20 protein-coding genes and 1 other RNA gene are annotated in these 23,669 nt (G+C 65.3%); 11 read left to right on the top strand and 10 right to left on the bottom strand.

Features of this window, described 5'->3' with window-relative positions:
- Positions 1–521: 521 nt before the first annotated feature.
- Complete coding sequence (locus XaplCFBP3123_RS14685; RefSeq protein WP_104534711.1) at positions 522–1,862, bottom strand: aminopeptidase P N-terminal domain-containing protein; 1,341 nt, start codon at positions 1,860–1,862, stop codon at positions 522–524.
- Positions 1,863–1,875: 13 nt separating this feature from the next.
- Positions 1,876–2,418 (bottom strand): YecA family protein, encoded by a 543-nt coding sequence (locus XaplCFBP3123_RS14680; RefSeq protein WP_024938111.1) that lies wholly within the window; start codon positions 2,416–2,418, stop codon positions 1,876–1,878.
- 237 nt (positions 2,419–2,655) lie between these two features.
- On the opposite strand from XaplCFBP3123_RS14680, the gene XaplCFBP3123_RS14675 reads away from it, so the two are divergent.
- From XaplCFBP3123_RS14675 to XaplCFBP3123_RS14640, 8 genes are all read left to right on the top strand, one after another.
- Positions 2,656–2,877 (top strand): TIGR02449 family protein, encoded by a 222-nt coding sequence (locus tag XaplCFBP3123_RS14675; RefSeq protein ID WP_024938110.1) that lies wholly within the window; start codon positions 2,656–2,658, stop codon positions 2,875–2,877.
- Positions 2,874–3,173: a cell division protein ZapA gene (locus tag XaplCFBP3123_RS14670; protein ID WP_053045754.1), complete on the top strand. Its 300-nt coding sequence runs from the start codon at positions 2,874–2,876 to the stop codon at positions 3,171–3,173. The genes XaplCFBP3123_RS14675 and XaplCFBP3123_RS14670 overlap by 4 nt, the downstream gene beginning before the upstream one ends.
- Positions 3,174–3,269: 96 nt before the next feature.
- Positions 3,270–3,454: non-coding RNA, 6S RNA (gene ssrS / locus XaplCFBP3123_RS14665), on the top strand.
- A 269-nt stretch (positions 3,455–3,723) separates the two neighbouring features.
- Positions 3,724–4,314: a 5-formyltetrahydrofolate cyclo-ligase gene (locus XaplCFBP3123_RS14660; protein ID WP_104534710.1), complete on the top strand. Its 591-nt coding sequence runs from the start codon at positions 3,724–3,726 to the stop codon at positions 4,312–4,314.
- Positions 4,311–4,781 carry an EVE domain-containing protein gene (locus tag XaplCFBP3123_RS14655; protein WP_172453283.1) on the top strand — a complete coding sequence of 157 codons (471 nt, stop codon included), beginning with the start codon at positions 4,311–4,313 and terminating at the stop codon, positions 4,779–4,781. Before XaplCFBP3123_RS14660 ends, XaplCFBP3123_RS14655 begins: the two co-directional genes overlap by 4 nt.
- Positions 4,782–4,884: 103 nt before the next feature.
- The gene (gene rpiA, locus XaplCFBP3123_RS14650; protein WP_104534709.1) at positions 4,885–5,532 is read left to right on the top strand and encodes a ribose-5-phosphate isomerase RpiA; all 648 of its coding nucleotides are present in this window, start codon (positions 4,885–4,887) and stop codon (positions 5,530–5,532) included.
- 156 nt (positions 5,533–5,688) lie between these two features.
- Positions 5,689–6,138, top strand: coding sequence for a DUF192 domain-containing protein (locus XaplCFBP3123_RS14645; RefSeq protein ID WP_104534708.1), 450 nt, complete (start codon positions 5,689–5,691; stop codon positions 6,136–6,138).
- Positions 6,139–6,178: 40 nt separating this feature from the next.
- The gene (locus XaplCFBP3123_RS14640) at positions 6,179–7,060 is read left to right on the top strand and encodes a SirB1 family protein (protein WP_104534707.1); all 882 of its coding nucleotides are present in this window, start codon (positions 6,179–6,181) and stop codon (positions 7,058–7,060) included.
- Positions 7,061–7,150: 90 nt separating this feature from the next.
- Here XaplCFBP3123_RS14640 and XaplCFBP3123_RS14635 read toward each other — a convergent pair whose 3' ends face one another.
- The gene (locus XaplCFBP3123_RS14635; RefSeq protein ID WP_104534706.1) at positions 7,151–7,390 is read right to left on the bottom strand and encodes a rubredoxin; all 240 of its coding nucleotides are present in this window, start codon (positions 7,388–7,390) and stop codon (positions 7,151–7,153) included.
- A gap of 23 nt (positions 7,391–7,413) precedes the next feature.
- Between XaplCFBP3123_RS14635 and thiE the strand changes: the two genes are divergently transcribed.
- The gene (gene thiE / locus XaplCFBP3123_RS14630; protein ID WP_104534705.1) at positions 7,414–8,037 is read left to right on the top strand and encodes a thiamine phosphate synthase; all 624 of its coding nucleotides are present in this window, start codon (positions 7,414–7,416) and stop codon (positions 8,035–8,037) included.
- 424 nt (positions 8,038–8,461) lie between these two features.
- On the opposite strand, the gene XaplCFBP3123_RS21525 is transcribed toward thiE, so the two are convergent.
- Positions 8,462–11,638, bottom strand: a complete 3,177-nt coding sequence (locus XaplCFBP3123_RS21525) for a TonB-dependent receptor (RefSeq protein ID WP_172453282.1) — start codon at positions 11,636–11,638, stop codon at positions 8,462–8,464.
- 306 nt (positions 11,639–11,944) lie between these two features.
- On the opposite strand from XaplCFBP3123_RS21525, the gene hemL reads away from it, so the two are divergent.
- The gene (hemL, locus tag XaplCFBP3123_RS14610; RefSeq protein ID WP_104534703.1) at positions 11,945–13,234 is read left to right on the top strand and encodes a glutamate-1-semialdehyde 2,1-aminomutase; all 1,290 of its coding nucleotides are present in this window, start codon (positions 11,945–11,947) and stop codon (positions 13,232–13,234) included.
- A gap of 490 nt (positions 13,235–13,724) precedes the next feature.
- Positions 13,725–16,493: a LuxR C-terminal-related transcriptional regulator gene (locus XaplCFBP3123_RS14605; protein WP_104534702.1), complete on the top strand. Its 2,769-nt coding sequence runs from the start codon at positions 13,725–13,727 to the stop codon at positions 16,491–16,493.
- A gap of 326 nt (positions 16,494–16,819) precedes the next feature.
- Here XaplCFBP3123_RS14605 and azu read toward each other — a convergent pair whose 3' ends face one another.
- From azu to XaplCFBP3123_RS14570, 6 genes are all read right to left on the bottom strand, one after another.
- On the bottom strand, positions 16,820–17,269 hold the full coding sequence (azu, locus tag XaplCFBP3123_RS14595; RefSeq protein ID WP_104534701.1) for an azurin: 450 nt from the start codon (positions 17,267–17,269) through the stop codon (positions 16,820–16,822).
- 91 nt (positions 17,270–17,360) lie between these two features.
- The gene (locus XaplCFBP3123_RS14590) at positions 17,361–18,563 is read right to left on the bottom strand and encodes a pyridoxal phosphate-dependent aminotransferase (RefSeq protein WP_104534700.1); all 1,203 of its coding nucleotides are present in this window, start codon (positions 18,561–18,563) and stop codon (positions 17,361–17,363) included.
- Between the two features lie 30 nt (positions 18,564–18,593).
- Positions 18,594–19,097 carry a RidA family protein gene (locus tag XaplCFBP3123_RS14585; RefSeq protein ID WP_104534699.1) on the bottom strand — a complete coding sequence of 168 codons (504 nt, stop codon included), beginning with the start codon at positions 19,095–19,097 and terminating at the stop codon, positions 18,594–18,596.
- 32 nt (positions 19,098–19,129) lie between these two features.
- Positions 19,130–19,555, bottom strand: a complete 426-nt coding sequence (locus tag XaplCFBP3123_RS14580) for a c-type cytochrome (RefSeq protein WP_104534698.1) — start codon at positions 19,553–19,555, stop codon at positions 19,130–19,132.
- Positions 19,552–21,159, bottom strand: coding sequence for a flavin monoamine oxidase family protein (locus XaplCFBP3123_RS14575; protein WP_172453295.1), 1,608 nt, complete (start codon positions 21,157–21,159; stop codon positions 19,552–19,554). The genes XaplCFBP3123_RS14580 and XaplCFBP3123_RS14575 overlap by 4 nt, the downstream gene beginning before the upstream one ends.
- 88 nt (positions 21,160–21,247) lie before the next feature.
- On the bottom strand, positions 21,248–23,530 hold the full coding sequence (locus XaplCFBP3123_RS14570) for a TonB-dependent receptor (RefSeq protein WP_172453294.1): 2,283 nt from the start codon (positions 23,528–23,530) through the stop codon (positions 21,248–21,250).
- Positions 23,531–23,669: the final 139 nt, after the last annotated feature.

Here is a 23,669-nt window from a genome sequence, read left to right as displayed (position 1 = left end):
AATTCTTGTCGTGCCAGCCGCCATGACGGGTGCAACAGCTAGAACCGTGGTCAATAGTAAGGCAGTTGAGCACAGGCCATGGCGCCACATCAGCGGTTGAATCTTCATGAGCTTCATAGAACGGCTTCCGAGTGAGGACTGAAGGAGATCGGCTAATAAGCAGAAAACAATTTCGCCTAGCGACCTTATTTTCTGCACCAGCGACATTAGCCCCGCACCGGCAGCGCATTCATTGGCTCACTTCGTTTCCTGCCGACGGAATTCGTCGAATCAGTAATGCCCATCACAATTGTGCAGTTAGTCACGCTCCATGCGGGTATTGGCCAAACGCTTCTCAACCGGAGAGCGGCTGAAACCACTGGTTCAATGCGTGGCCTGCGTGGTTGGCAATGCGCGAATCGGATATGCAGATGCCATGTCTGCATCGCCCACACGGCGGGCCGTCGTTAGGCTATTGAATCGCCATGGCTACCGCCGCGATGGCGCCGGTATGCAGTCGCGGATACGCCTGCGGCGTTAGCTCAGACGATTTGAACACCGACGCTCGCCATCTCCGCTTCGATCTCGTCGGCGCTGCGCGCCAAGGCATCGGTCAGCACCCGATGACCCTCGGCGGTGATCAGCACATTGTCTTCGGTGCGGATGCCGATACCGCGCCACCTGGCCTCCACCGTGGTGTCGTCGGCGGAGATGTAGAGCCCCGGCTCGATGGTGAACACCATGCCGGGCTCGAGCAGACGCGAGTCGCCCGCCAATCGGTAGTCGCCTACATCGTGCACATCCAGCCCCAGCCAGTGGCCGGTCTTGTGCCGATAGAAGCGCTTGTAATGGCCGTCGGCGATGTTGCGCTCCAGCTTGCCCTTGAGCAGGCCCAGCTGCAGCAGCCCTTCGGTCAAGGCCTGCACCGCGGCCAGATGCCCGGCTTCGTAGGCCACGCCGGGGCGCGCCTGCGCCAGTGCGGCAGCCTGCGCCGAGCCGACCAGATCGTGCAGCGCGCGCTGCGCGGGGGTGAAACGGCCGTTGACCGGAAAGGTGCGGGTGATATCGGCCGCGTAGCCGCGGTATTCGGCGCCGGCATCGATCAGCACCAGCTCGCCATCGCGGCTGCGCGCGTTGTTGGCGCGGTAATGCAGCACGCAGGCATTGCTGCCGGTGCCGACGATGCTGCCGTACGCCGGCCACGCATCGGCGGCGCGGAACTCGCGCTCGATCTCGGCCTGCAGTTCGTACTCATGCATGCCCGGCCGCGCCAGCCGCATGGCGGCGCGATGCGCGCGCACGCTGATGTCGGCGGCGTGCTGCATCAACGCGATCTCGTCGCGCGATTTGAACAGCCGCTGCTCGTGCAGCAGATGTCCGAGCTCGAGGAATTCGTGCGGCGGCTGCGCGCCGTGGCGCATCTGCTCGCGCACGCGCTTGAGCCAGCCGATCAGCTTGAGATCGAAATCCACGTCGCGCCCGAAGTGGTAATGGACGCGGCTGCGCCCTTCCAGCAGACCCGGCAGGATCTCGTCGACATCGTCGATGGGATAGGCATCGTCCATGCCGTAGCGCTCCACTGCGCCTTCCTGGCCCTCGCGCGGGCCATCCCAGGCTTCGCGCTCGGCGTCGCGTTCGCGGCAGAACAGGATCGCCTCGCCGTGCTTGCGGCCCGGCACCAGCACCAGCACCGCTTCCGGCTCGGGGAAGCCGCTCAGATACCAGAAATCCGAATCCTGCCGGTAGGGGTAGTGGGTGTCGTGGCTGCGCACCCGCACGGGTGCGGCCGGCAGGATCAGGATGGCCTGATCGCCTGCCATCTGCATCAGCTGCCTGCGCCGACGTGCGTACTCGGCCGCGCCGATCCCGGTGAGCTTTTTCATGGCGGTGGCGCGGTCAGTTCAAACGTTGGCGGAAGCGCGGCCCCATCACGCAGTCGCCATGCAGCAACAGCACCGCCACGCGTACGAATTCTTCGATCTCCGCCAGGGCGGTGTCGTCTTCGTCGGCCGCATCGAAATCGTCGCTGGACGCCTGCGCCAGCCGCGCCAGATCCTGCAGCGCCTCTTCGCCCTCTTCGGTCAGTGCCGGGCGCTGCTGCGCCGCCAGGCCAAAGCCGCCCAGGAAGGCGCGACACCAGTCGAACAAGGCATCGGTGCGCGCCGCCAGCGGTGCGCCGTCGTCGATCAGCAGCAGCTCGAAGGCGAAATCGCGGTCTTCCAGTTGCGCCACCGTGGCCTGACGCATCTGGTCCAGCGCCCCGCCCTGCCTGGGCGCCACCTGCGCGGTGTCGGCCAGAATGCGCGCCAGCCAGTCGCCGCTGTCGGCACCACCACCGGAGAGCCACCCGCACAACCCGCCATGCAACTCCGCTGCGGAGGAAGCCAGCTCCAGCTGGCGACTTTCGTTTTGCACAGCGGTTACATCAGGCAGATCCATCGGGTCATCCAGGCTGAGAACGGAAGGTGCCGGCATGGGCGCCGGCGATTTGACTTCCCAGTGTATCAAGGCCCCCCGCGTCGGCCGCCAGTGGCGCGTTCCATGCAGCGTTCCACGCGCATGACGCCGGCTGGGCCGGGCGCCGTGCCAGCCCTTGTCGGGATTGGCCCGACGGCGGGTCGGCGGGCGGCGACCGGGCGCTTGACCGGCGCGCGCACGCGCCCCTATCGTGAGCGCATGGACAACGCTGCCGCCCTCGCCCAGATCCGCGCACTTGCCGCCCGTGTGGAGGCCCTGGTCGAGCGTAGCCAGCGGTTGACCGACGAGAACCGCAGCCTGCGTCATCAGCAGGAACAGTTGATCGGCGAACGCGCGCAACTGCTGACCAAGAACGAGCAGGCGCGCTCGCGCGTGGAAGCGATGATCGTACGGTTGAAGTCCCTGGAGCAGCACACGTGAGCAACAACGAGCCGGTCAGCGTGCGCATTCTGGATCGTGAATACACGGTTGGCGTCACCGCAGACGAACGCGAGAGTCTTACCGCTGCGGCACGCCTGCTGGATCTGCGCATGCGCGAGATTCGCGGCAGCAATCGCATGGCGGCGGTGGATCGCGTCGCGGTGTTGGCCGCACTCAATCTGGCGCACGAATTGCAGCAGCTGCGCGATCAGCAAGCGCGCTACGACCGTGAATTGGCCAGCACGCTGGATAGCTTGAATCGTCGCCTGGATAGCGTGTCCGACACGCCGCGTTGAGGTGCAGTTCGCACTGTCGTCGCAAATATGAATTTTCGACTGTACCGGCCGACGAATGGGCTAGCCATCGCGCAGCAGAGGTCTATACTTCAACTGCGTTCTCTGCTGTAAACGACAGCGTGCAAAACATTCGCCTTGTCCCTTAATTACGACCACGGGGGCGCGACGAAGCCGGGAGTGCAAGTCCGCCTTGTAGCGGGAAGCCCGATGGCCTCACAACGTCCCCACTTGAACCCCGGGTTCAAGGTCGTTTCGCCCGCATCGTTCACGGCGGAGAATGCAAATCTGAAACGGCGCCCTCGGGCGCCGTTTCTTTTTGTGTGTCTGAAACGTTCGGCATGCGCACACAGCACGGCTGCGCCACTGCCGCAATCGTTGCGCCAGGACCCGATGCGCGCATGCGCAACGCGCAACCTGACCAGCCCCCACGCACATGCGCTCAGCGACAGGCCGGCGACTTGCAGGCGTTGGCGATCCGTCGATACGTCCGCACTAGGCAGGCGCGTCCGCGCCATCGACAATGCCCTTCTGCCTATCGCTGCGAGACACCATGACCGACGACCGAGACGCCTTGCGCCAGCAGTTGCGCGCGCTGCGCCGCAGCCTGCCGGCGACGCAGCGACTGGCCGCCGCCGATGCGCTGGCCGAGCGCCTGCTGGCGCTGCCGTTCGCGCCGCAGACCGGTGCGGTGGCCGGGTACTGGGCGATGGATGGCGAAATCGCGCTGCACCGTTGGCAGCTGAGCCTGCCGGCCGGCGTGCGTTATTGCCTGCCGGTACTGGACGGACGCGTGTTGCGCTTTGCGCCGTGGCGGCCGGGCCGGGGGCTGGTCAGCAATCGCTACGGCATCCCCGAGCCGGACGTGGAACGCACCGACCTGCTTGCAGCCGAGGAGATGGCGCTGGTGGTGGCGCCGTTGACCGGCTTCGACGCGCAGTGCCGGCGGCTGGGCATGGGGGGCGGCTGGTATGATCGCAGCTTCGCGTTCCGGCATCGCCAGACGCCGCCGCCCTGGCTGGTCGGCGTCGGCTTCGCCGCGCAGCAGCTGGCCGCCCTGCCCACCGAGTCGTGGGACGTGGCGGTGGATGCGATCTGCACCGAACACGCCACCTTCCTGAAAGACGACACCGTTTCCGTATGACTGCCCGCAAGCGCTACTGGTTGATGAAGTCCGAGCCGGACACGTTTTCCATCGAGGATCTGGAACGCGTCGGCACCGAGCCGTGGAACGGTGTGCGCAATTACCAGGCGCGCAACTTCATGCGCGACGGCATGCATGTCGGCGATGGAGTGTTCTTCTACCACTCCAACTGCAAGGTGCCGGGCATTGTCGGCATCGCCAGGGTCGCCAGCGCAGCGTATCCGGACAATACCCAGTTCGATCCCAAATCCGACTACCACGATCCCAAGGCCACCCGCGAAGATCCGCGCTGGATGCTGGTGGACGTGGCCTTCGAACGCAAACTCAAGCGCACGATCGCACTGGATGAAATCAAGCAGCAGGCCGATGCGCTGGGCGAAGGCTTCCCGCTGATCGCCCGCGGCAACCGCCTGTCGATCCTGCCGGTCACCGCCGCGCAGTGGAAATTGTTGCTGGCGATGGAATAGCCGTGATTCGGGATTGGGGATTGGGGATTGGCCCACTGCCCGCCCGCATTGCACCGCTTTGACGAATCCCGAATCCCCAATCACTAATCCAGAGCTCTTACCCATGTCCGAAGCAAAACGCCTGGCCGCCGAAAAAGCGATCGATTACGTGGAAGACGGCATGATCGTCGGGGTCGGTACCGGTTCGACGGTGGCCTACTTCATCGACGCCTTGGGCCGCATCAGTCATCGCATCAAGGGTGCGGTGTCCAGCTCCGAGCAGAGCAGCGCGCAGCTCAGGCGCCACGGCATCGAGGTGCTGGATCTCAACCACACCGGCAATCTGTCGCTGTATGTGGATGGCGCCGACGAGTGCGACCCGAACCGTTGCCTGATCAAGGGCGGCGGCGCGGCGTTGGCGCGCGAGAAGATCATCGCCGAAGCCAGCGAGCGCTTCATCTGCATCGTCGACCCGAGCAAGCAGGTGCCGGTGCTGGGCAAGTTCCCGCTGCCGGTGGAAGTGATTCCGATGGCGCGCAGCCTGGTGGCCCGCCAGATCCTGGCGCTCACCGGCGGTCAGCCGGTATGGCGCGATGGTGTGGTCACCGACAATGGCAATGTGGTGCTGGACGTGCACAACCTGCAGATCACCGACCCGGTGGCGCTGGAGCGCAGCTTGAACCAGCTTCCCGGCGTGGTCTGCGTGGGTCTGTTCGCGCGTCGCGCGGCCGATGTGGTGATCGTCGGTGGCGAGCCGCCGCTGGTGATCTGAGCGATCGCGTGCAAGCACGCGTATTTGCGGCCTGCGTTGCGAAGCGACAGCGGGCCGGACTCCTATCGCATGCAATGACTGCACAACGCACCACAGCCGCTTGACGCACGCGGCCGCTTGGCAGATGGTGCGGCATCCCGACCGCTGGTATGCCGTATGCGCCGTCTTCGCTTCCTCGCCCTTGCGTCGTTGATCCTGCTTGGCGGCTGTGCCGGTAACGGCGGCAGCTGGGTGGAACTGGCAGGCACACGCTACCAGGTGGAGCTGGCTCAGAACGATGCCGATCGCGCCAAAGGCCTGATGTTTCGCGATGCGATGGCGGACGATCACGGCATGCTGTTCGTCCACGACCGCCAGGAACCACTGGCGTACTGGATGAAGAACACCAAGATCGCGCTGGACATCCTGTATTTCGACGATGAGCGCCGGCTGGTCTCGCAGCAGCGCGACGTGCCGCCGTGTTCGGCCGGCGATGCCTGCCCGCCCTACCCCAGCAAGCGCCCGGCCCGTTACGTACTGGAACTCAACGCCGGCCAGGCCGCCAAGATCAACCTGCAGGACGGCGCCACATTGACCCTGAGCCCGGACATCCCAAAGCTCAAGTAAATCTCACACGACAGGCCCTTCCTGTCAGGAAGTACCGGACTTGAACCACGCGTCAGTTGCCGACACTCTTGGCAGCATGGTCGACATGCTCCCACTTCCCCATTGGACCGCACTCGCCAGCCTGGACGACGACGCAGTGCCGTTGATGTCCACCGCGCTGCTGATCGCGCGCGACGAGTATCCGCAGCTGGACGCCGAGCTGTACGACACGCTGGTGCAAAGCCACGTCGAGCATCTGCGCCGTGAGGTGGAGGCGATCGACCTGTGGCCGTTGAAGATGGCCGCGGTCAATCGCTATCTGTTCGACGAGCTGGGCTATTCGGGCAATCACGACGAGTACTACGACCCGCGCAACAGCTACCTCAACCAGGTCTTCGAGCGCCGCCTGGGCAACCCGATCTCGCTGGCGATGGTGCAGATCGAAGTCGCGCGCCGGCTGGGCATTCCGCTGGCGGGCGTGTCGTTTCCCGGGCATTTTCTGGTGCGTTTGCCGGTGGACGACGGCGTGCTGGTCATGGATCCGTTCAACGGTGGCCGCCCGTTGGGCGTGGACGAGTTGCGCGAGCGTGCGCGTCCGCATCTGGGTGGCGAGATTCCCGACGACCGCGCCCTGGCGCAGATCCTCGACCCCGCGCCGCACCGCGCGATCCTGATCCGCATCCTGCGCAATCTGCACGGCGTCTACGCCGATGCCGAACACTGGGACCGCGCCGCGCGCAGCGCCGATCGCATCCTGAAGCTGGTGCCGGACCAGCCCGAAGCGCTACGCGACCGCGGCATGGCCTATCTGCATCTGGGCCACCGCAACGGCGCACGCCAGGATCTGTCGCGCTATCTGCAGCTCAATCCCAGCGCGCAGGATGCGGCCAATCTGCACGAGCATCTGGTCGAGCTGAACAGTCAGCGCGCGCGCACACACTGAAAACCACAGCCTGCGAGGCCCTCGCCGGCACGGTGCGAACGTGTGCCTGCGATGTTATGGCGCGAAAGACGCAGCAACCCAGCCAAGGTCTCAGTCGATCTCGACCATCTCGAAGTCGTCCTTGGTCACGCCGCAATCCGGGCAGGTCCAGGTGTCGGGGACGTCTTGCCAGGCGGTGCCCGGGGCGATGCCTTCTTCGGGGATGCCGTCGGCCTCGTGGTAGAGAAACCCGCAGACGACGCACATCCAGGTGCGGTAGGTGGTCGTGGATGTCTCGCTCATCGGATAATCGCGGTCACGCAACGGTGGGACTGCATTGTCCCATCTCACCCACCGCTTCCGGAAGCGCTGCCATGCCCGACCCGCACAACGCCCGCGGCGTCTACCTCATCACACCCGACGAGCCCGACACCGCGCGCCTGATCGCGCGCACGTTACCGCTGCTGCCCGCTGTCGCCTGGCTGCAGTACCGCAACAAGCAGGCCACCGCGGCGCTGCGATTGGAACAGGCCAGCGCGCTGCACGAAGCCTGCGCTGCGCACGCCGTGCCGTTGATCATCAACGACGATGCGCAGCTGGCGTTGCAGGTGGGCGCGCAGGGCGTGCACTTGGGCGAAGACGATGGCGAGGCGGCGGCGGCGCGTGCGCTGTTGGGCGATCAGGCCATCATCGGGGTGTCGTGCTACGACGAGATCGCGCGTGCGCATGCGGCGGTCGCGGCCGGTGCCAGCTATGTGGCCTTCGGTGCGTTCTTCCCGACCACCACCAAGGTGACGACACGTCGTGCCACGCCTGCCCTGCTACAGCAAGCTGCAGAGCTGGGAGTGCCACGCGTGGCGATTGGCGGCATCGCGGCTGCGCAGGTGCCCGAATTGGTGGCTGCAGGCGCCGAGTTGATTGCCGTGGTCAGCGGCGTGTACGCCGCGCCGGACCCGCTCGCGGCAGTGCAGGCCTATCGGGCCGGGTTTGCACGGTAGCGTGGCTGGCAAATAACAGACAACGGCAGTTACCAGCGACAACGCGCAAGCGAAGACACAAGAAACCGGGACTCAAGTCGAAGCATCGTTTATCAGATGCAGTCACAAGCTGAGTGCGTCGAGTGCGCGGCGCCCCACGCACACCGACCATCTTGACTGGTCCTTGCCCGCTCACCGTCGCGGGACCTTACGCGGCATGGATGCCGCGTAAGAGCTTACAAAGACGTACTTGCAGCGTGTCCCGCGATGGTGGGCGGGCAAGGGCCTTGCAGCCAAGCTGCAGATCAACCGCTCTACAACTGATCTATTCGCGCGACCAATCCTCCAACAGCGCATACGAAGGGCAGCGTGACGTACAGACAACAAGGCAGCGACGCGTGCCATCACGCGTCGCTGCCGGAACCGAGCTCATTGCCTGGCGCGATTAGAAGTCGTAGCTCAATGTCACCCGGCCCGAGCGCGGTGCCTGGTAGGCCACGACCTGGTCCCAGAGCGGGTTGGTGGTGTTGTCGGGCAGCTGCGAGAACGGATAGATGTTGGTTGCGGTCTGCTCGTTGGTGATGTTGAACACGTCGAAGCGCAGCGCCAGCTTGCCGGCGGCGAATGCCGGCTTGTAGGTCACGCCCATGTCGAGTTGCGCGATCCAGCCCAGCCGCCCCTGCGAGCCGGGCGGCGATGCCACGCCGGTGCCGGTTTCCGGGTTGTAGCAGTAGTGGTAAGGACCGCCGGTGATCGCGCTGCCACCGTAGCCGGCCGGGTCGGTGCCGGTGTAGTTGTCGCCGTAGTAGTTGCCCAGGCAATTGTGCGGCGCGCCCGAGATCAGGCTGAAGTTGGCCGACGCGCCCCATTGCGGAGTGAACTGGTAGAAACCGAACAACTTGAGCTGATGGCGGTGATCATTGGATTGATCGCCGTTGAAGTGTTCCATCAGTGCCGCGTGGTCCCAGCTCTGCGTGGTGGAGACCGAGGCCTGGCCCTGGTAGCTGCCCAATGCGCCGCCGGTGCGCCACAGGTCAGAACGCACCTGACCTTCGGTGGTGCCGTAGCTATGCGACCAGACGTAGTTGACCTTGGCGTACCACTTGCCGTCGAACGGGCGTTCCAGATTGAATTCGACCGCCGAGTAATTGCGCTTGAACTTCGGGAAGCCGGCCGCCTCGCGGCTCACCGACACTTCATGGAACTGGCCATCGGTGCCGATCACGCCCCAGGTGTTGGTCTGGCCGGGATTGATCAGCGATGCACCGGCAACCTGCGAGAAATCGATGGTCACGCCCTGCGCGGCCGCAGCGGCGATCAATGCGGTATTGGAGACGTCGTAGTTCTGATCGTCGATACCTGCATTGAGGCGGCGATGCGTGCCGCGCACGCCCAGCACCCAGCCGGTATCCAGCTGCTTGGTGAAGCCGAGGATGACTTCGTCCTGGTTCTCGCCCTCGATATCCTTGACCACCGCGGTGCGCACATCGGCGATGCGGCCAAAGCGCGAGTTGGCCGACACTGCCGAACCCAGCTGCTGCGCCAGAATCGGCGTGCCATCGGCGTTGATGCCGCTGTAGGTGAAGTAGGTATCGGTGGTGGTGGCCGGGGTGAACAGGCTCACTGCCGACAACGGCAGGCCGAGATAATAGCGGCCGATGTTGCCGAACACCTTCAGGCTGGAATCGCCGTTGACATCCCAACTGAAGCCCAGGCGCGGTGCCCAGGCGTTATCCACTTCGATGTAGGGGTCGCCGAACGGGGTGTAGTTGGTGAACTCGTCCTTGCGCAGGCCGATGCTCAACAACAGGTTGTCGGTGACCTGCCACTTGTCTTCGATGTAGTAGGCGCGTTGCTTGGCCTCGTAGGAGTACAGGCTGGTGTTGATGTTGCGCACCACGTAGTAGCCGCTGGACCCATTGACCGGATCGACCAGGCCCGGGCTCGGCGCACCGATGCCACCGGCTTCGTTGGCCGACTGGCTGACCAGCCCGCCCGTCCGCAGGCCATTGGGATCGTCGGTCTGGCCGTAGGTCCACGCAAAGCCGGGGCCTGACAGCACCGAGCCCACATCGATGCCTTCGGACTTCTGATTGTCGATACCGAAGTTGAGCGTGTGGTGGCCGATGCGCCATTCCAGATTCAAACGCTGATTGTCTTTCTTGTATTCGCGATCCGGTGAACTGACCGAGGTGACCAGCTGACTGCCGATGCGCGGAGTGCCGCCGGTGTAAGCCGGATTCTGCAGCGCGGCGCTGTTGATGACCGGGCCGCCGGCCGCGTCGTAATTGAAGGGCGTCAGCTCGTCGGGCGTTTTCATCTTGCCGTACAGCGCGGTCACGGTGAGGTTGTCGCTGAGGTAGCCGGTGTACTTGCCGGTGAACAAGGTGGGGCCGGTCTTCCAGGTGGACTCGTCGGTGAAATAGCTGCCACGCTGGCGATTGACATAGTCGTAGCGGTAGATCGACCCGTTGGTCTCTGCCTCGTCGCTGGCGCCGGTCACCTCGATCAGGTGGTTGTCGGTGATGTTCCAGTCCACCTTGGCGTACCAGCGTTTCTGCTTGTAGTCGTAATCGGTCAGCCCGCCGGTGCGGCCGTTGTCGGTATCGCGATTGGTGCCGACGCGGACGCCGTCCGAATCCACCTGTTCGGCGGCCAGGAAGAAGAACAGCTTGTCCTGGATGATCGGCCCGCCGACATAGGCGCTGTAGGTGGTCTGGTTGGCTTCGGCCTCGCTCGCCGGCTGATACAGGCCATTGGCCGAGCGCGCGTAGCGGTAGGCGGCGTTGTTGATCGTGCTGCCCTGGCTGTCCGGGCGCCAGTAGATGTCGCGCTGGTTGGCCTTGAGGCCGTTCGGCTCCCAGATCACCGCGGCGCCGAACTTCCACTCGTTGGTGCCGCGCTTGCCGATCTGGTTGATCACGCCGCCATTGGCGCGACCGTACTGCGCGCCGTAGCCGCCGGTGAAGATTTCCTGCTGGTCGATGGCGCCATATGGCAGGGTCAGCCCACCCAGGTTGTTGCTGATGGTGGTGGTGTTGAAACCGTTGAGATAATAGGCGTTTTCGCTGGCGGCCGAGCCGCCGAAGCTGGGCAGCGAGCCGCCGAGCGGGCCGTTGTCGAAACCGCCGCTATTGACCACCACGCCCGGTGCCAGCAGCGCGATCGCTTCGGCCGTGCGGCCCAGCGGCAGCTGCTGCAGCTGCTCGGCGGTGACCACGGTGCGGGTGTCCACGCTGCTGACGTCGATGGTGGTCAGGCCTGCGGCAGTGACGGTGACGCTGTCCAGGGTCTGCATGCCGCTCCCCGACGCAGCGGCGAACGAGACGTCGGTATTGGCGCCGACCGTGATCGCGACGTTCTCGCGCGTCTCCACCACCGCGCCATCGCGCTTGACGGTGACCTTGTAAGTACCCAGCGGCAGATTGCCGGCGGTGTAACGGCCGCGCGCATCCACCGGCACTTCGCGGCTGAACCCACTGTTGTTTTCCACCAGCACGCTGGTGCCGCTGCTCTGTCCCACGCTGCCGACGATACTGCCGCTGGTGGACTGCGCGTGGACGCTCCCCATGGCCACGACCAGCGCCAATGCCAAGGCACGCTTCTGGATACTACGGTTCATGTTTTCTCCCCAAGTCTGGAACAGTCGGCAACGCGACAAAAATGAACGGCGCCGTGGCAACCGGAATCACACTTTCTGAACATCCGCCACAAGAGGCCAATGACCGAGGGTCATCTGCTCATGCCAAACCGTCGATACCGTCCCGTTCGATCATAGACAGCCGCATTGCCCTACCCGTCCGCTCCGACGGGTAGGCAGGCACCTGATGGGTAGGCGGACGGGGGCCGCAAGCCTGACAATGGCGAGTGCGCTGTCCGCGGTCGGGCAGCGCCGCCCCCAATCGGTACCACTCAAGGATCTGCGCGCATGAACCACACCCGCTCCCACGCCCTGTTCGCCCAGGCGCAGACGCTGCTGCCCGGCGGCGTCAACTCACCGGTGCGTGCATTCAAGTCGGTCGGCGGCGAGCCGTTCTTCGTGGCGCGCGCCGATGGCCCGTATCTGTATGACGTGGACGACAACCGCTACATCGACTACGTGGGCTCATGGGGTCCGATGATTGCCGGCCACAATCACCCGGCAGTACGCGAAGCGGTGGAGCGCGCGATCCGCGATGGTCTGTCGTTCGGTGCGCCGTGTGCGGCCGAAGTCACCATGGCCGAGACGATCCATCGGTTGGTGCCGTCCTGCGAAATGGTGCGCATGGTCAATTCCGGCACCGAAGCCACGCTGTCAGCGGTGCGGCTGGCGCGCGGCGCCACCGGGCGCAACCGCATCATCAAGTTCGAAGGCTGCTATCACGGCCATGGCGACTCGTTCCTGGTCAAAGCCGGCAGCGGCATGCTGACCCTGGGCGTGCCGACCTCGCCGGGCGTGCCGTCCGGCCTGAGCGAGCTGACCGCCACCCTCAGCTTCAACGACTTCGAAGGCGCCACCGCCATGTTCGACGAGATCGGCGCCGACGTGGCCGCGGTGATCATCGAACCGGTGGTCGGCAACGCCAACTGCATTCCGCCGCAGGCCGGCTACCTGCAGCATCTGCGCACGTTGTGCACGCGGCATGGCGCGCTGCTGATCTTCGACGAGGTGATGACCGGTTTCCGCGTCGCACTGGGTGGCGCGCAGGCGCATTACGGGGTGACGCCGGACCTGAGCACCTTCGGCAAGATCATCGGCGGCGGCATGCCGGTGGGCGCGTACGGCGGCCGGCGCGACTTGATGGAGCAGATCGCGCCGGCCGGCCCGATCTACCAGGCCGGCACCTTGTCGGGTAACCCGGTGGCGATGGCGGCGGGCCTGGCGATGCTGGAGCTGGTGCAGGAGCCAGGCTTCCACGCCCGCCTGAGCGAGGCCACCAGCGTGTTGTGCGAGGGACTGGAAGATGCCGCGCGCGCCGCCGGTATTGCCGTCACCACCAACCAGGTCGGCGGCATGTTCGGCTTGTTCTTCACCGACGACATCGTGGAGAGCTACGCGCAGGCCACCGCCTGCGACATCACCACCTTCAACCGCTTCTTCCACGCGATGCTGCAGCGGGGCGTGTATCTGGCACCGTCGGCGTACGAGGCCGGCTTCATGTCCAGCGCGCACGATGCGGCGGTGATCGAGGCCACGCTGGCCGCCGCGCGCGAGGCGTTTGCAGAAGTGGCGCACTGAGGCGAATCCAGGCGTTGCGTTGCCGGCGACGGGCCCGGCGACGCTGACCTTTGTGGTGCGTTGAAGGCGAGGTGTCACCGCCTGCGTCGCGGTGGCCGCTGGTGACGCTGGCCGCGCAAGACGCCGGGCATCGGTGCGGGCCTGAGAAGCCTCTTAGGCCCGCGCCGACGCTGAACAGACGCGGCGCCGGCGCTGCAGCCGGCTCGATGGCGTCCAGACGGGCCCGGCCGTTCTTAGCGGTGTCGCGTACCCTGCGCCACTGCAAGCTCCATTCAGGCGGCGGCGTAGCGACAGGCTTTGCTTTTGTCTTGTGGCTGTCATACCTTTCTGAAAGGTGTCCACGGATGGGCATGGGTGGGGACCCTCGAAGCAGCCGACATGACGTTGTCGCCGGTCACGGTGACGCCATCTGCATCGCCGCTGTTTCATCACGATCTGCAGCGTGTCGAGCCGGCGCGCTGCCGACGCTTGCCAGGGCCGCCCTCGCCTCATGCTCAAGCCTGTTGCGTTGCTCACACCGCGCCCCTCCCCGTCGCGCGATTCCGCTCTTCCCGATTGGCTGCTTGCCAGCAAGCTGGAGCCGCCGCTGCCGCGTACTGGTGCGGTGGTGCGCGACGCCTTGCTGGCGGCGCTGGATCAGGCGCAAGCACGGCCGCTCACCCTGCTGCTGGCACCGCCCGGATTCGGCAAGACCACGCTGCTGGCGCAGTGGCATGCGCAGCTGCGCGCGCGCGACCACGCCGTGGCCTGGCTGTCGCTGGACGAAGAGGACGCCGATGCCGCGCGCTTCCTTGGCCATCTGGCGTTGGCGATCCAGCACGCAGGTGCAGATCCGGCACTGTGCGCGGCAGTGCTGCACAACCGCGACCAGGATCCGCGCGACGCGGTGACGGCGCTGATCCGCGCGCTGCGCACTGCGCCCCGGCGCATCAGCGTGATTCTCGACGATTACGACCGGCTCGGCAGCGGCATCGTCGACGAGCTGGTGCTGCGCCTGGTCGAACACGGCGGCGGACGTCTGCACCTGTTGCTGGCCACCCGGCGCGTACCGGCGCTGCCGCTGGCGCGGCTGGACCTGCAGGCGCAGCTCAGCCGTCTCGGCAGTGCGCAGCTGGCGCTGGATGAGCCCGAAGCGCAGGCATTGCTGGGCCCCCAGGTGCCAGCGCCGGTGGTGGACGAATTACTGCGCTACACCGAAGGCTGGCCGGTGGCGCTGCATCTGGCGCGCTTGTGGCTGGAGGGTGGCGCGCAACGTCAACAGGAGGTGGCCGCGCGTTTCTCCGGCCGCAGTGCGCAGATTGCCGCGTATCTGGCCGAACAGGTGGTCAACGATCTGGACGCCGACACACGCGATCTGCTGTTGCGCACCAGTCCACTGGAGCGCGTCAACGCAGCGCTGGCCGATGCGGTGCGCCAGCGCGACGACAGCGGCCGGCTGCTGGCGCGGCTGGAACATTTCCACGGTCTGCTGGTGCCCATGGATGGCGAGCGCGAGTGGTTTCGCTATCACCCCTTGTTTGCCGACTTCCTGCAGCAGCTGCTCGATCGCGAACATCCTGGTCAGGCCACGCAACTGCATCAACGGGCCGCACGCTGGTTTGGCGATCATCGGTATCTGGCCGAAGCGGTGCGGCATGCATCGCGCGCCGAGTGCGGCGACCTGGCCGCCAGCTACATCGCGCGTGCCGGCACCTGGCAATTGTTGCTGACCCACGGCACGCATGAAGTGCGCGCACTGCTGCGGCATTTCGAACACCGCACCATCCGCGACACCCCGGCGCTGAATCTCACCCAGGCGCACCTGCACGCAAAGCTCGGCGAGTTCAGCCATGCGCGCCTGCTGCTGGAACGCTTCCGCGACTTCCCGGCCGCGCTGCGTGAACCCTTGCAGCGCGACTACACGGTGGTGGTGGCGCTGTTGCGCGATCGCCTCGACGAGATCTGCGGCAATCCGCATGGTCTGACCCAGATCGCCGCGCAAGCGTCCGCGCTGGACGAAGACGACCATCTGGGCCGTGGCATGCTGCTGTGCATCTGCGCCACCACCGCCATTGCGCAGGGCGCCTTCGCATTGGCCGAACGCTACGCCCTGAACGCACGCGACGCGATGCAGCGCGGTGGCAGCGAACCGGGCGCAAGCCAGGCGCTGTTGACGTTGGGCCAGAGCTTTTTCTATCGCGGACAACTCGGCGACGCCGAGGCCTGTTACCGGCAGGCCCTGAACTGGTGCGCCCGCACCCGGCAGCTGGATGGCGTCCTGGAGGCCGCCGGCCACTGCCTGCTCGCGCAGCTGCATTACGAACGCGGCCACCACGACGATGCGGCCGACCTGCTGCATCCGGCGCTGGAATTGCTGGAACAGCACGACGGCGGCATGGACGAGCTGGCCGCCGCCTACGACACCGCGCTGGGACTGGAGCGTGTGCGCGACCACAGCGGGCGCAGTGCATTGGCGCTGCTCGAACACATCGAACAGATCGCGCATGGGCGCAAGCTGACGCGCCTGTCGGAGCTGGCTGCAGCCTGGCGCTTGATGCTGTTGCTGGAACATCCGGGCAATGCCGCCATCGATGTGCTGATCGCACGTACCGGCGGCGAATCCGGATTGGCGCATACGCTGCGCTCGCCCCACCGCTGGCGCGATCGCGCGGCGATGGGCTTTGCGCTGGCACGCTGGCACCGGCTGGCCGGGCGCAGCAGCGCCGCGCTGACCATCCTGGGCCAGATCGAACAGGCCTGCCTGGCCAACGACAACCTGTGCCACCTCGCGCGCACCCGCGCACGCATCGCCCTGGTGCTGCAGCAACGCGGCGAACTGGTCGCGGCGCTGCCGCATCTGTACAGCGCGCTCGACCATGTGGCACTGACGCAAAGCTGGCAGGCGATCGTCGAACTCGGCCTGCCGGCCAAAGCGATGCTGCGCTCGCTGCGTCAACACGACCCGCATACCGTCGGCGGCACCACCCGCGCACTCACCATCCAGGCCCTGCTCGAACGCCTCAGCGGCGACGAGGACCCGGCCGGCGACATCTTCAGCGAGCGCGAGCTGGAAGTGCTCGCGCAACTAGCACGTGGGTATTCCAACAAACAGATCGCACGCTGTCTGCACCTGTCGGAAAACACGGTCAAGTTCCATTTGAAGAACCTCTATCGCAAGCTCGATGCACGCAGCCGCGAAAGCGCGTTGGCGCAGGCCTTGCAACGTGGGTTGTTGCGCGCAGCGGATCCACCAGGCAGTCCGGAGACGGCGCCGGGCTGATCACCAGTACCGGTCGCCGGCGACGGCGCTTATGCGCGGCAATACAACACGCTGGGCCGCCGGGGGGCGATGGTGAAACCTGCACGCGACGGCAAGTTGGGAGTCTATCTCGGCATCCAGAAGCGACCCGGTCACGAGAACACATGGAGCGTGGCGCAACAGCGCGCCTTCATTCGCGCGCAGTTCTCCGCGCACCGTCTACGACGGTCGTTGGCGCTGCCATCCGCTCCGCTCACAATCGCCTTGGAGTACGCGGCATGACCGCGTGCCGGCGCCCCACACAGCACGCTTGCCGCCGGCCACGCGCACCTGCGGCACGTGACAGCTCACCCGAAACTCAGCGTGCCCTTCATCATCGCCCAGTGGCCGGGGAACGAGCAGAAGAAGGTGTAGTCGCCGCCCTTGCTCAACTTGCTGGTGGGGAAGCTCACCGTGGTGCTGTCGCCGCCGCCGATCACCTTGGTGTGCGCGATCACGCGCGCGTCGGCCTTGAGCAGATAACTGTCGGCCACGGTGGAGCGTACGCCGGCATTGGCCACTGCCTGGAAGTCGGCGGACTTGGTGAGCACCCAGTTGTGCCCCATCACCGTGGCGGCCATCTTGCCGGAGTGCTTGAGCGTCAGGTACACCTGCGTGCAATCGGGCGCCAGCTTGATCGCGCTCTGGTCGAACTTCATCTGATCGTTGCCGGTGATGGTGACGGCGCAGGTGCGCGCCCATGCCGAAGGCGCCAGCAGCACCAGACCCAGCACGGCGAATGTTGAAAACACGTTCAAGGGAACACTCCTGCGTTAAGGGATGCGCGACGCCCAGCGCGCCTGTCCACCCCGGCGCGTTCGCATGCGCCGGGGCGGACAGAGTAACGCCTCATGCGTAACGGAAAAAAGCGTCCATCGGATCATGCACATCGGCCGTGGCGTCCGGCAGCGGCAGCGGGCCGCGCTTGCCGGCGATCACCTGCACGAAGGCCTGCTTGAAGCGCGCCATCTCCGCGTCGGTGCCGACGGTGATCCGCGACCAGGTCGGCCACACCGGCCAGCTGCGTCCGATGAACACGCCATGGGTGGCCATGTCGTCCTTGAAGCCGGCGGCCGGGCGCTTCACGTCGACCATGAAGCAGTTGCTCTCCGAGGCGGTGCAGGCGTAGCCCTGCTTGGCGAGAAACGCCATTACATCCTTGCGGGTGGCCGCGGTGCGTGCGCGCCGCTGCGGCACCAGTGCGGGATCGCGCAGGCTGGCCAGGCCCGCGGCGGCGGCGGTCACCGGCAGGCTGTTGACGCTGTAGAACATCAGCTTGGCCAGCAGATCCGGGCGCGCGGCTGCATAGCCCAGGCGAATGCCGGCCATGCCGTAGAGTTTGGAGAAGGTGCGCAACACCACCACGTCCTCGCCTGCGGCGACCATGTCGACCACGCTGCTGGTGCTCTGCGCAAAGTGGATATAGGCCTCGTCCACCACCAGCACGCTGCCCTTGGGCTTGTGCGCCAGTGCGTAGTCCAGATCCTCGCGCGCGGTGACCGAGCCGGTAGGATTGTTGGGATTGCAGATGTAGATCACGCCGGGGCTGGCGTCGGCGGCGCACATCGCCTGCACATCGTGCGAGAAGTCCTTGCGCAACGGCACCTTGATCAGTTTTGCGCCATTGCGGGTGGCGGCGCGCCAGCCCGATTCGTAGGTGGGATCGGCAGTGACGAGCGCGGCGCTGGGCGAGGTGAACGCCAGCATCGTGTAGTCCAGCGGTTCGGTGGAGCCGGCGTAGGCCATCAGGTGATTGACCGGCAGTTTGAGCTCGGCGGCCAGGGTATCCATCAATTCCATCTGCACATCGCGCAGGTAGCGTCCGCCTTGCGGTGCGATCTGCGCGATGGCCTTGACCGCAGCAGCCGACGGGCCGTCAGGAAACTCGTTGGAACCGATCATCACCGGCGACAGCGCACTCGCCGGTGTCGGTGCGATGGTGGCGGAGCGTTCGGTGGCGCTGGCCAGCAGCGGCAGCGCACTCGCACCGGCAGCGCCGGCAAACAGCGCGGAGTCGCGGAGAAACATGCGGCGCGAAAGAGCAGTTTTCATGACAACCTCCAGCAGGACGACAGCACGGATTCAAGGACGAACGGCGACCACTTCGATTTCCACCCGATACAACGGATTGCCGAGCGCGGCGATCTGGAATGCCGAGCGCGCCGGCAGATTGGGCTGCTCCTTGGTGCCGAAGAACTGGCGGTAACCTTCCATGAAACCGTTGAAATCCATCTTGCCACCCATGGCCGGATCGCCGACCAGAAACACCTGCATCTTCACCACATCGCCCATTCCCAGGCCAAGCGCTGCGAGTTGCTGCTTGATCTGGTTCAACACGCTCACCGTCTGCGCCTTGGTGTCGCCATAGGCGGCAGCCGAGTCCTTCGGCGCACTGGCATCCACCACCGCCGGCACCTTGCCGCTGACGTAGACGGTGGCCTTGCCGGCAGGAATTTCCACGGCGGCTGCGATGGGGAAATCGCTGTTGGGGGTCTTGTGGCGGATCACCTCGGCGGCGTGCGCGGTGGTGAGACCCGCAGACCACAACAGGGCGGCGGTGAAGACGGCTGTCACTGGACGGGACATGGCAACTCCTTGCATGAGAGGGAAAGGGAGCATCAGTGGCGCAGCAATTTGACGTCGTCGACGGTGACACGCTCGGCGTGATCGTTGCCGAAGTGCGTGCGCACATAACTCACCACTTCGGCCACCTGGCGGTCGTTGAGCATCGCGCCGAAGCCGGGCATGCCGGCGTGGCCATCGAGCACCATCATGGTGACGTAGGGACCGGCGGCCAGCTTGGGGTTGCCGGCAAGCGCGGGGTATTCGCCCGCGCCCTGCGCACCGCGCCCGCCCGGCATGTGGCAGCCCTGGCAGATCGCCCGGTAGACCTCCTGGCCGGATGCCTTGGCAAAGCCCTGTTGCGGAAACAGCTGGGTGGCATCGGAACTCTGCGCCTGCGCGTCGTACGCGCCCGGTGGTAACAGCAGGGCAGCCATCGCAACGACGAACGTGCCCGCGGCCAATCGTGGCAACAGACTCATGCGCGACCTCCTCCGGCCAGCACTTTGCGATGCAGACGGCCGACGACATCGTGCGCGGACAAGATCGCACCTTCCTGCCAGGCCGGGATATAGGAGACGTGTTCACCGGCCAGCGCCAGGCGCCCGTCGATCTGGCACAGCGGCATGTAATGTTCGGCACGCGCCTGCTCGCTCCACATGCCGAAACAGCCATGCGTGAACGGCACGCGATGCCAGCCGACCGAAATGCCGTTCTCGAACTCACGCGGATATTGCGGATGCAGTTGCGTGCCGTATTCGACCGCCTTGCGCACGCGCTGCTCCGGGGGCATCGAGGTGAACTGGTAGGCATCCAATCCCCACACATACGCACCGAGCAGTACGCCCTTGCCGGGGCTGTGATAGTTGGTGCTGGGATAGCTGATCAGGCTGATCGGCAGATCGGTGTAGCTGATGCCGCCGTAGATGGCCTCGTCCTCTTCCCAGAAGCGGCGCTTGAATTGCAGGCCCACTTTCACCGATGCCGCATACGGCACCTGGCCGATCGCGGTGGTCATTGCGTCGCTGGCGGTCACCGGAATGCGGCTGAGCACCGATAACGGAATCGTGCAGATGCACCAATCGGCACTGGCCATACGTTCTTCGCCGCCGTGCGCGGCATCCTGCCAGGAGACGCGCACGCCGTTGCCGTCCTGATCGATCCTGGTGACCTTGGCGTTGTAGGTGATGGTATCGCCGAGCCGAGCCGCAAATGCCTTGCCGATCTGGTCCATGCCGCCCACCGGCTGGAACATGGTGGTCTGCATTTCGTAGTTGTTGCCAGCCGCCAGCGTGGTCCACAGACGCGAGCGCAACACGTCCTGCACGCTGAAAGGATCGGAAAACTCCGGCTTGCCCGACAGACCGCCACCGGGATACCGCGCAAAACCGCGCCGCTCGCTGCTGTCCTTGCCTTTGACGTAGCCGAACTTGTGGTCGAGCGCGCCCCAGGTCCGCAGGGATTCCAGCAGCACTTCCTGGTCTTCGCGGCTCACGCTCTTGTCCAGCGCCTGTTGCTGGGTGCACTTGGCCAGCAGTTCGGACACGTGACCCTTGTAATCGGCATCGATGGCGCGAAAGCGCTGCGGTTTGCCGCCAAAGCCTTGCTGGCTATGCAACAGCGCGTTGTAGTTGACCTGGTTGAAGGCCTCCAGGGCCACACCGAATTGTTTGCAGTAACCCAGCACCGCCTTGTGGTGATGCGGAATGCGCCACGGTCCGGGATTGAGGTACAGCCCATCGTCGAACTGGCAATGCTGCATCGCCCCGCCGAGTTCGGTGTAACGGTCGCCGCCGCGCAGCGTCCAGTTACGCCCACCGGGGCGGTCGTTGTATTCCAGCAACTGCACGCGGTACCCCGCCTTGCGCAGTTCGAAGGCCGCCGCCATGCCGGCCAGCCCCGCCCCCAGAATCAGCACCGAGGCGCCCTTCGGGTCGCCATCCAGCTGCAGCGGTCCTTTGAAATCGGATTCGGCCGCCATGCCCAGGCTGCTCATCGCCTGATACATCATCGCGCCGCCAGCGGTCATGCCGATGCGCGCCAGCAGTTGCCGCCGCGTCATCGCCCCAGAGTGATTGCCTTGCATCAACGCGTAGTCCTTGCATGTCATGGATCAAGTGCGACCGACGAAAACGCATGACGCGGCCGGCAATGACGCCGGCCGCATCACCCCCTCAGAACTTGTAGGACAGACTGGCGAACAGCTGGCGCGGCGCGATCAACTGATACGAGCCGGAACTTTCGTTCGGGAACACCGCACCGATCGCATCGTCCTTGTCGAACAGGTTGTAGACCGACAACTGCAGCCGCCCACCGGCCAGGAACCCCGCATCCTCGCCCTGATAGCCGACGCTGCCGTTGACGATGAAGGTGGCATCCACCTGGTCGGTATTGAGCGTGTCGCCGTAGCGCTTGCCGGTATATTTGGTGTCGAGGTTGGCGAAGAAATGCTCGCCTTCCCAACCGCCGTTGACGCTGAACATCACCTTGGGCGAGTCCGGCACTTCGTTACCTTCCACCTGCACCAGGTTGCCGCTGACCGGGCCGAAATAGTTGTCCTGGAATTCGGATTTGTTCCAGGTCAGCGAGGCACCCAGCCGCCAGCCGGGCGCCGGCTTCCACATGCCGGACACTTCCGCACCATAGGTCTGCACGTCGCCGACGTTGGCGTAGACGGTGGGCGCGACCACCAGCGGGTCCGGGTCGGTCAGCGCGATGATGCGGTTCTCGTAATCGATCTTGTAGGCGGCGATGTAGCCGCTCCACTGGCTGGACTCGGCGCGGATGCCGATATCGATATTGGTGGATTCCTCCGGCGCGATATCCGGATTGAATGCACCCGAGGTCAACGCCAGCCGCGGGGCGGAGCTGAAGTTCTCTGCGTAGTTGGCAAACAGTTGCACGCCTTCGGCAAGCTGGAAGCTGGCGCCGACCTGCGGCTGGAACCAGTCGCTGTTCTTGATGGTGACATCGCGGCGCACACCGACATTGAAGTCATCGAGATTGGCGATGCCGTTGTAGTCGCGTTTGACATCCAGTCCCTTGGCGCCGAACTCCATGGTGAGCCGGTCATCGAGCAGACGCAGCGTGTCCTTGATGTAAAGCTGCTTCACCTCGGTGGAAAAGTGGTTGTCGTAGTAGACCACGATCGGCAGCGAACCCTTGAGCAGCGCGCCGGTGGCCGGGTCCAGGTTGTACAGCGGGCGCACCTGATCGAAGTCGTAGTTCTCGTACCACGCACCGACTTCGAGCTTGTTGTGCTCGGTCTCCCACGACACCGCGGTGGTCACACCGTAGCGATCGCCGCCCATGATTTCCTCGCGCCGTGTCATCGCACCGACGCGGGTCACATTGCCGTTGGCATCGACGATCTGCGGGTCGTTGATGGCGATATCGGTGCGCCCGGGCGTACCGGCGATGGCATCGTTGTACAGGCCGGTGGCCGTGCTCGGCGGCGTGCCGCCGATGCCGTACCCATGCTTGTTCTCGTAGTAGCCGGTGAAGGTGACACCAATCGCATCGTTGAACAGGAAATCGCCGTGCAGGCTGAGCAGCGAATCGCGACGGCCGTTCTGCCATTCGCTGTAATGCTCGGCATCCACTTCCGGATTGCCGGTGATGCGTTCGTGCAGATCCCAGGACAACGAGCCGTCGGAGTTGTACGACTGCACGTCGTAGTCCTTGCGGTTGTTGTAGATCCAGCCCAGGGTCAGGCTGCCCACGTCCCAGGCCTGGCGGATCTTGGCTTCGAAGTGATCGCTCTTCTGCGTGGCCGGCTCCATGTCCCACACCCCACCCTGCGTGCGCGAGGCAGACAGATAGGCGCTGGGGCCGCCTTCCCACCAATCCGGCGTATCCAGCCGCACGAAGCTGCGCACCAGATCGTCCGAGCCGATGGTCTGGGTGAGGTTGCCGCTCCAGCTGTCGCCGCCTTTCGGGGGCAGGCTGGTGTAACGGATCGCACCACCGAGCGCGTGATACGACGGCTGGGTGACGTCGCCGGAGCCGGCCGACACGGTGACGTCGAGCAGGTTCTCGCTGGACACGTAACGGGTGATCGGGCCGCCTTCGCGGGTGTCGAAGGTTTCGATCGGGACGCCGTCCAGGGTCACGCCGATCTGGTTGGCGGAAAAGCCGCGGATGGTCATCGAGTCGCCGAACTCGTACAGCCCGAACGGATCGGTGGTCTGGACATTCACGCCGGGCAGGCTCGCCAGTAACTGCTGCGGTGCCACGCCGGGCACCTGTGCCTGGATCTCGGCGACGGAGATGGAGGCAGTGGTGCGCGTGGAGCCGGTGCCGACCACGCTGACCGCGTCCAGCGTGCGCGCTTCCTGTGCCAGGATGGGCAGGCTGTGTGCGCCAGCCAGCACCAAGGTCATCGAAGCCAGCGTGCGACCACGCGTGGCGGTGGTGAGAATGGCGGCGACCGATGCCGCCAACTGATCGGTGTTCAAGCGCTTGCGCATGCAATCGACCCCCTGGATGGTGTGACGTGCTGAGTGACCGGGTCCCTCCCCAAGACCGGCTGATACCGCGGATGCGGCATGCATCGACCATACCCAGCACAGTTCCACCGCAAGCGCCGCGCGGAGG

The sequence above is a fragment of the Xanthomonas arboricola pv. populi genome, assembly GCF_002939945.1.
Lineage (GTDB): Bacteria > Pseudomonadota > Gammaproteobacteria > Xanthomonadales > Xanthomonadaceae > Xanthomonas > Xanthomonas arboricola_A.
This window is presented reverse-complemented; position numbering and strand designations above follow the sequence as displayed.

Coding starts and splice junctions, on each gene's coding strand:
- XaplCFBP3123_RS14685 (WP_104534711.1), bottom strand. CDS start 1,862: ATGAAAAAGCTCACCGGGATCGGCGCGGCCGAGTACGCACGTCGGCGC.
- XaplCFBP3123_RS14680 (WP_024938111.1), bottom strand. CDS start 2,418: ATGGATCTGCCTGATGTAACCGCTGTGCAAAACGAAAGTCGCCAGCTG.
- XaplCFBP3123_RS14675 (WP_024938110.1), top strand. CDS start 2,656: ATGGACAACGCTGCCGCCCTCGCCCAGATCCGCGCACTTGCCGCCCGT.
- XaplCFBP3123_RS14660 (WP_104534710.1), top strand. CDS start 3,724: ATGACCGACGACCGAGACGCCTTGCGCCAGCAGTTGCGCGCGCTGCGC.
- XaplCFBP3123_RS14655 (WP_172453283.1), top strand. CDS start 4,311: ATGACTGCCCGCAAGCGCTACTGGTTGATGAAGTCCGAGCCGGACACG.
- rpiA (WP_104534709.1), top strand. CDS start 4,885: ATGTCCGAAGCAAAACGCCTGGCCGCCGAAAAAGCGATCGATTACGTG.
- XaplCFBP3123_RS14645 (WP_104534708.1), top strand. CDS start 5,689: ATGCGCCGTCTTCGCTTCCTCGCCCTTGCGTCGTTGATCCTGCTTGGC.
- thiE (WP_104534705.1), top strand. CDS start 7,414: ATGCCCGACCCGCACAACGCCCGCGGCGTCTACCTCATCACACCCGAC.
- XaplCFBP3123_RS21525 (WP_172453282.1), bottom strand. CDS start 11,638: ATGAACCGTAGTATCCAGAAGCGTGCCTTGGCATTGGCGCTGGTCGTG.
- hemL (WP_104534703.1), top strand. CDS start 11,945: ATGAACCACACCCGCTCCCACGCCCTGTTCGCCCAGGCGCAGACGCTG.
- XaplCFBP3123_RS14605 (WP_104534702.1), top strand. CDS start 13,725: ATGCTCAAGCCTGTTGCGTTGCTCACACCGCGCCCCTCCCCGTCGCGC.
- XaplCFBP3123_RS14590 (WP_104534700.1), bottom strand. CDS start 18,563: ATGAAAACTGCTCTTTCGCGCCGCATGTTTCTCCGCGACTCCGCGCTG.
- XaplCFBP3123_RS14585 (WP_104534699.1), bottom strand. CDS start 19,097: ATGTCCCGTCCAGTGACAGCCGTCTTCACCGCCGCCCTGTTGTGGTCT.
- XaplCFBP3123_RS14580 (WP_104534698.1), bottom strand. CDS start 19,555: ATGAGTCTGTTGCCACGATTGGCCGCGGGCACGTTCGTCGTTGCGATG.
- XaplCFBP3123_RS14575 (WP_172453295.1), bottom strand. CDS start 21,159: ATGCAAGGCAATCACTCTGGGGCGATGACGCGGCGGCAACTGCTGGCG.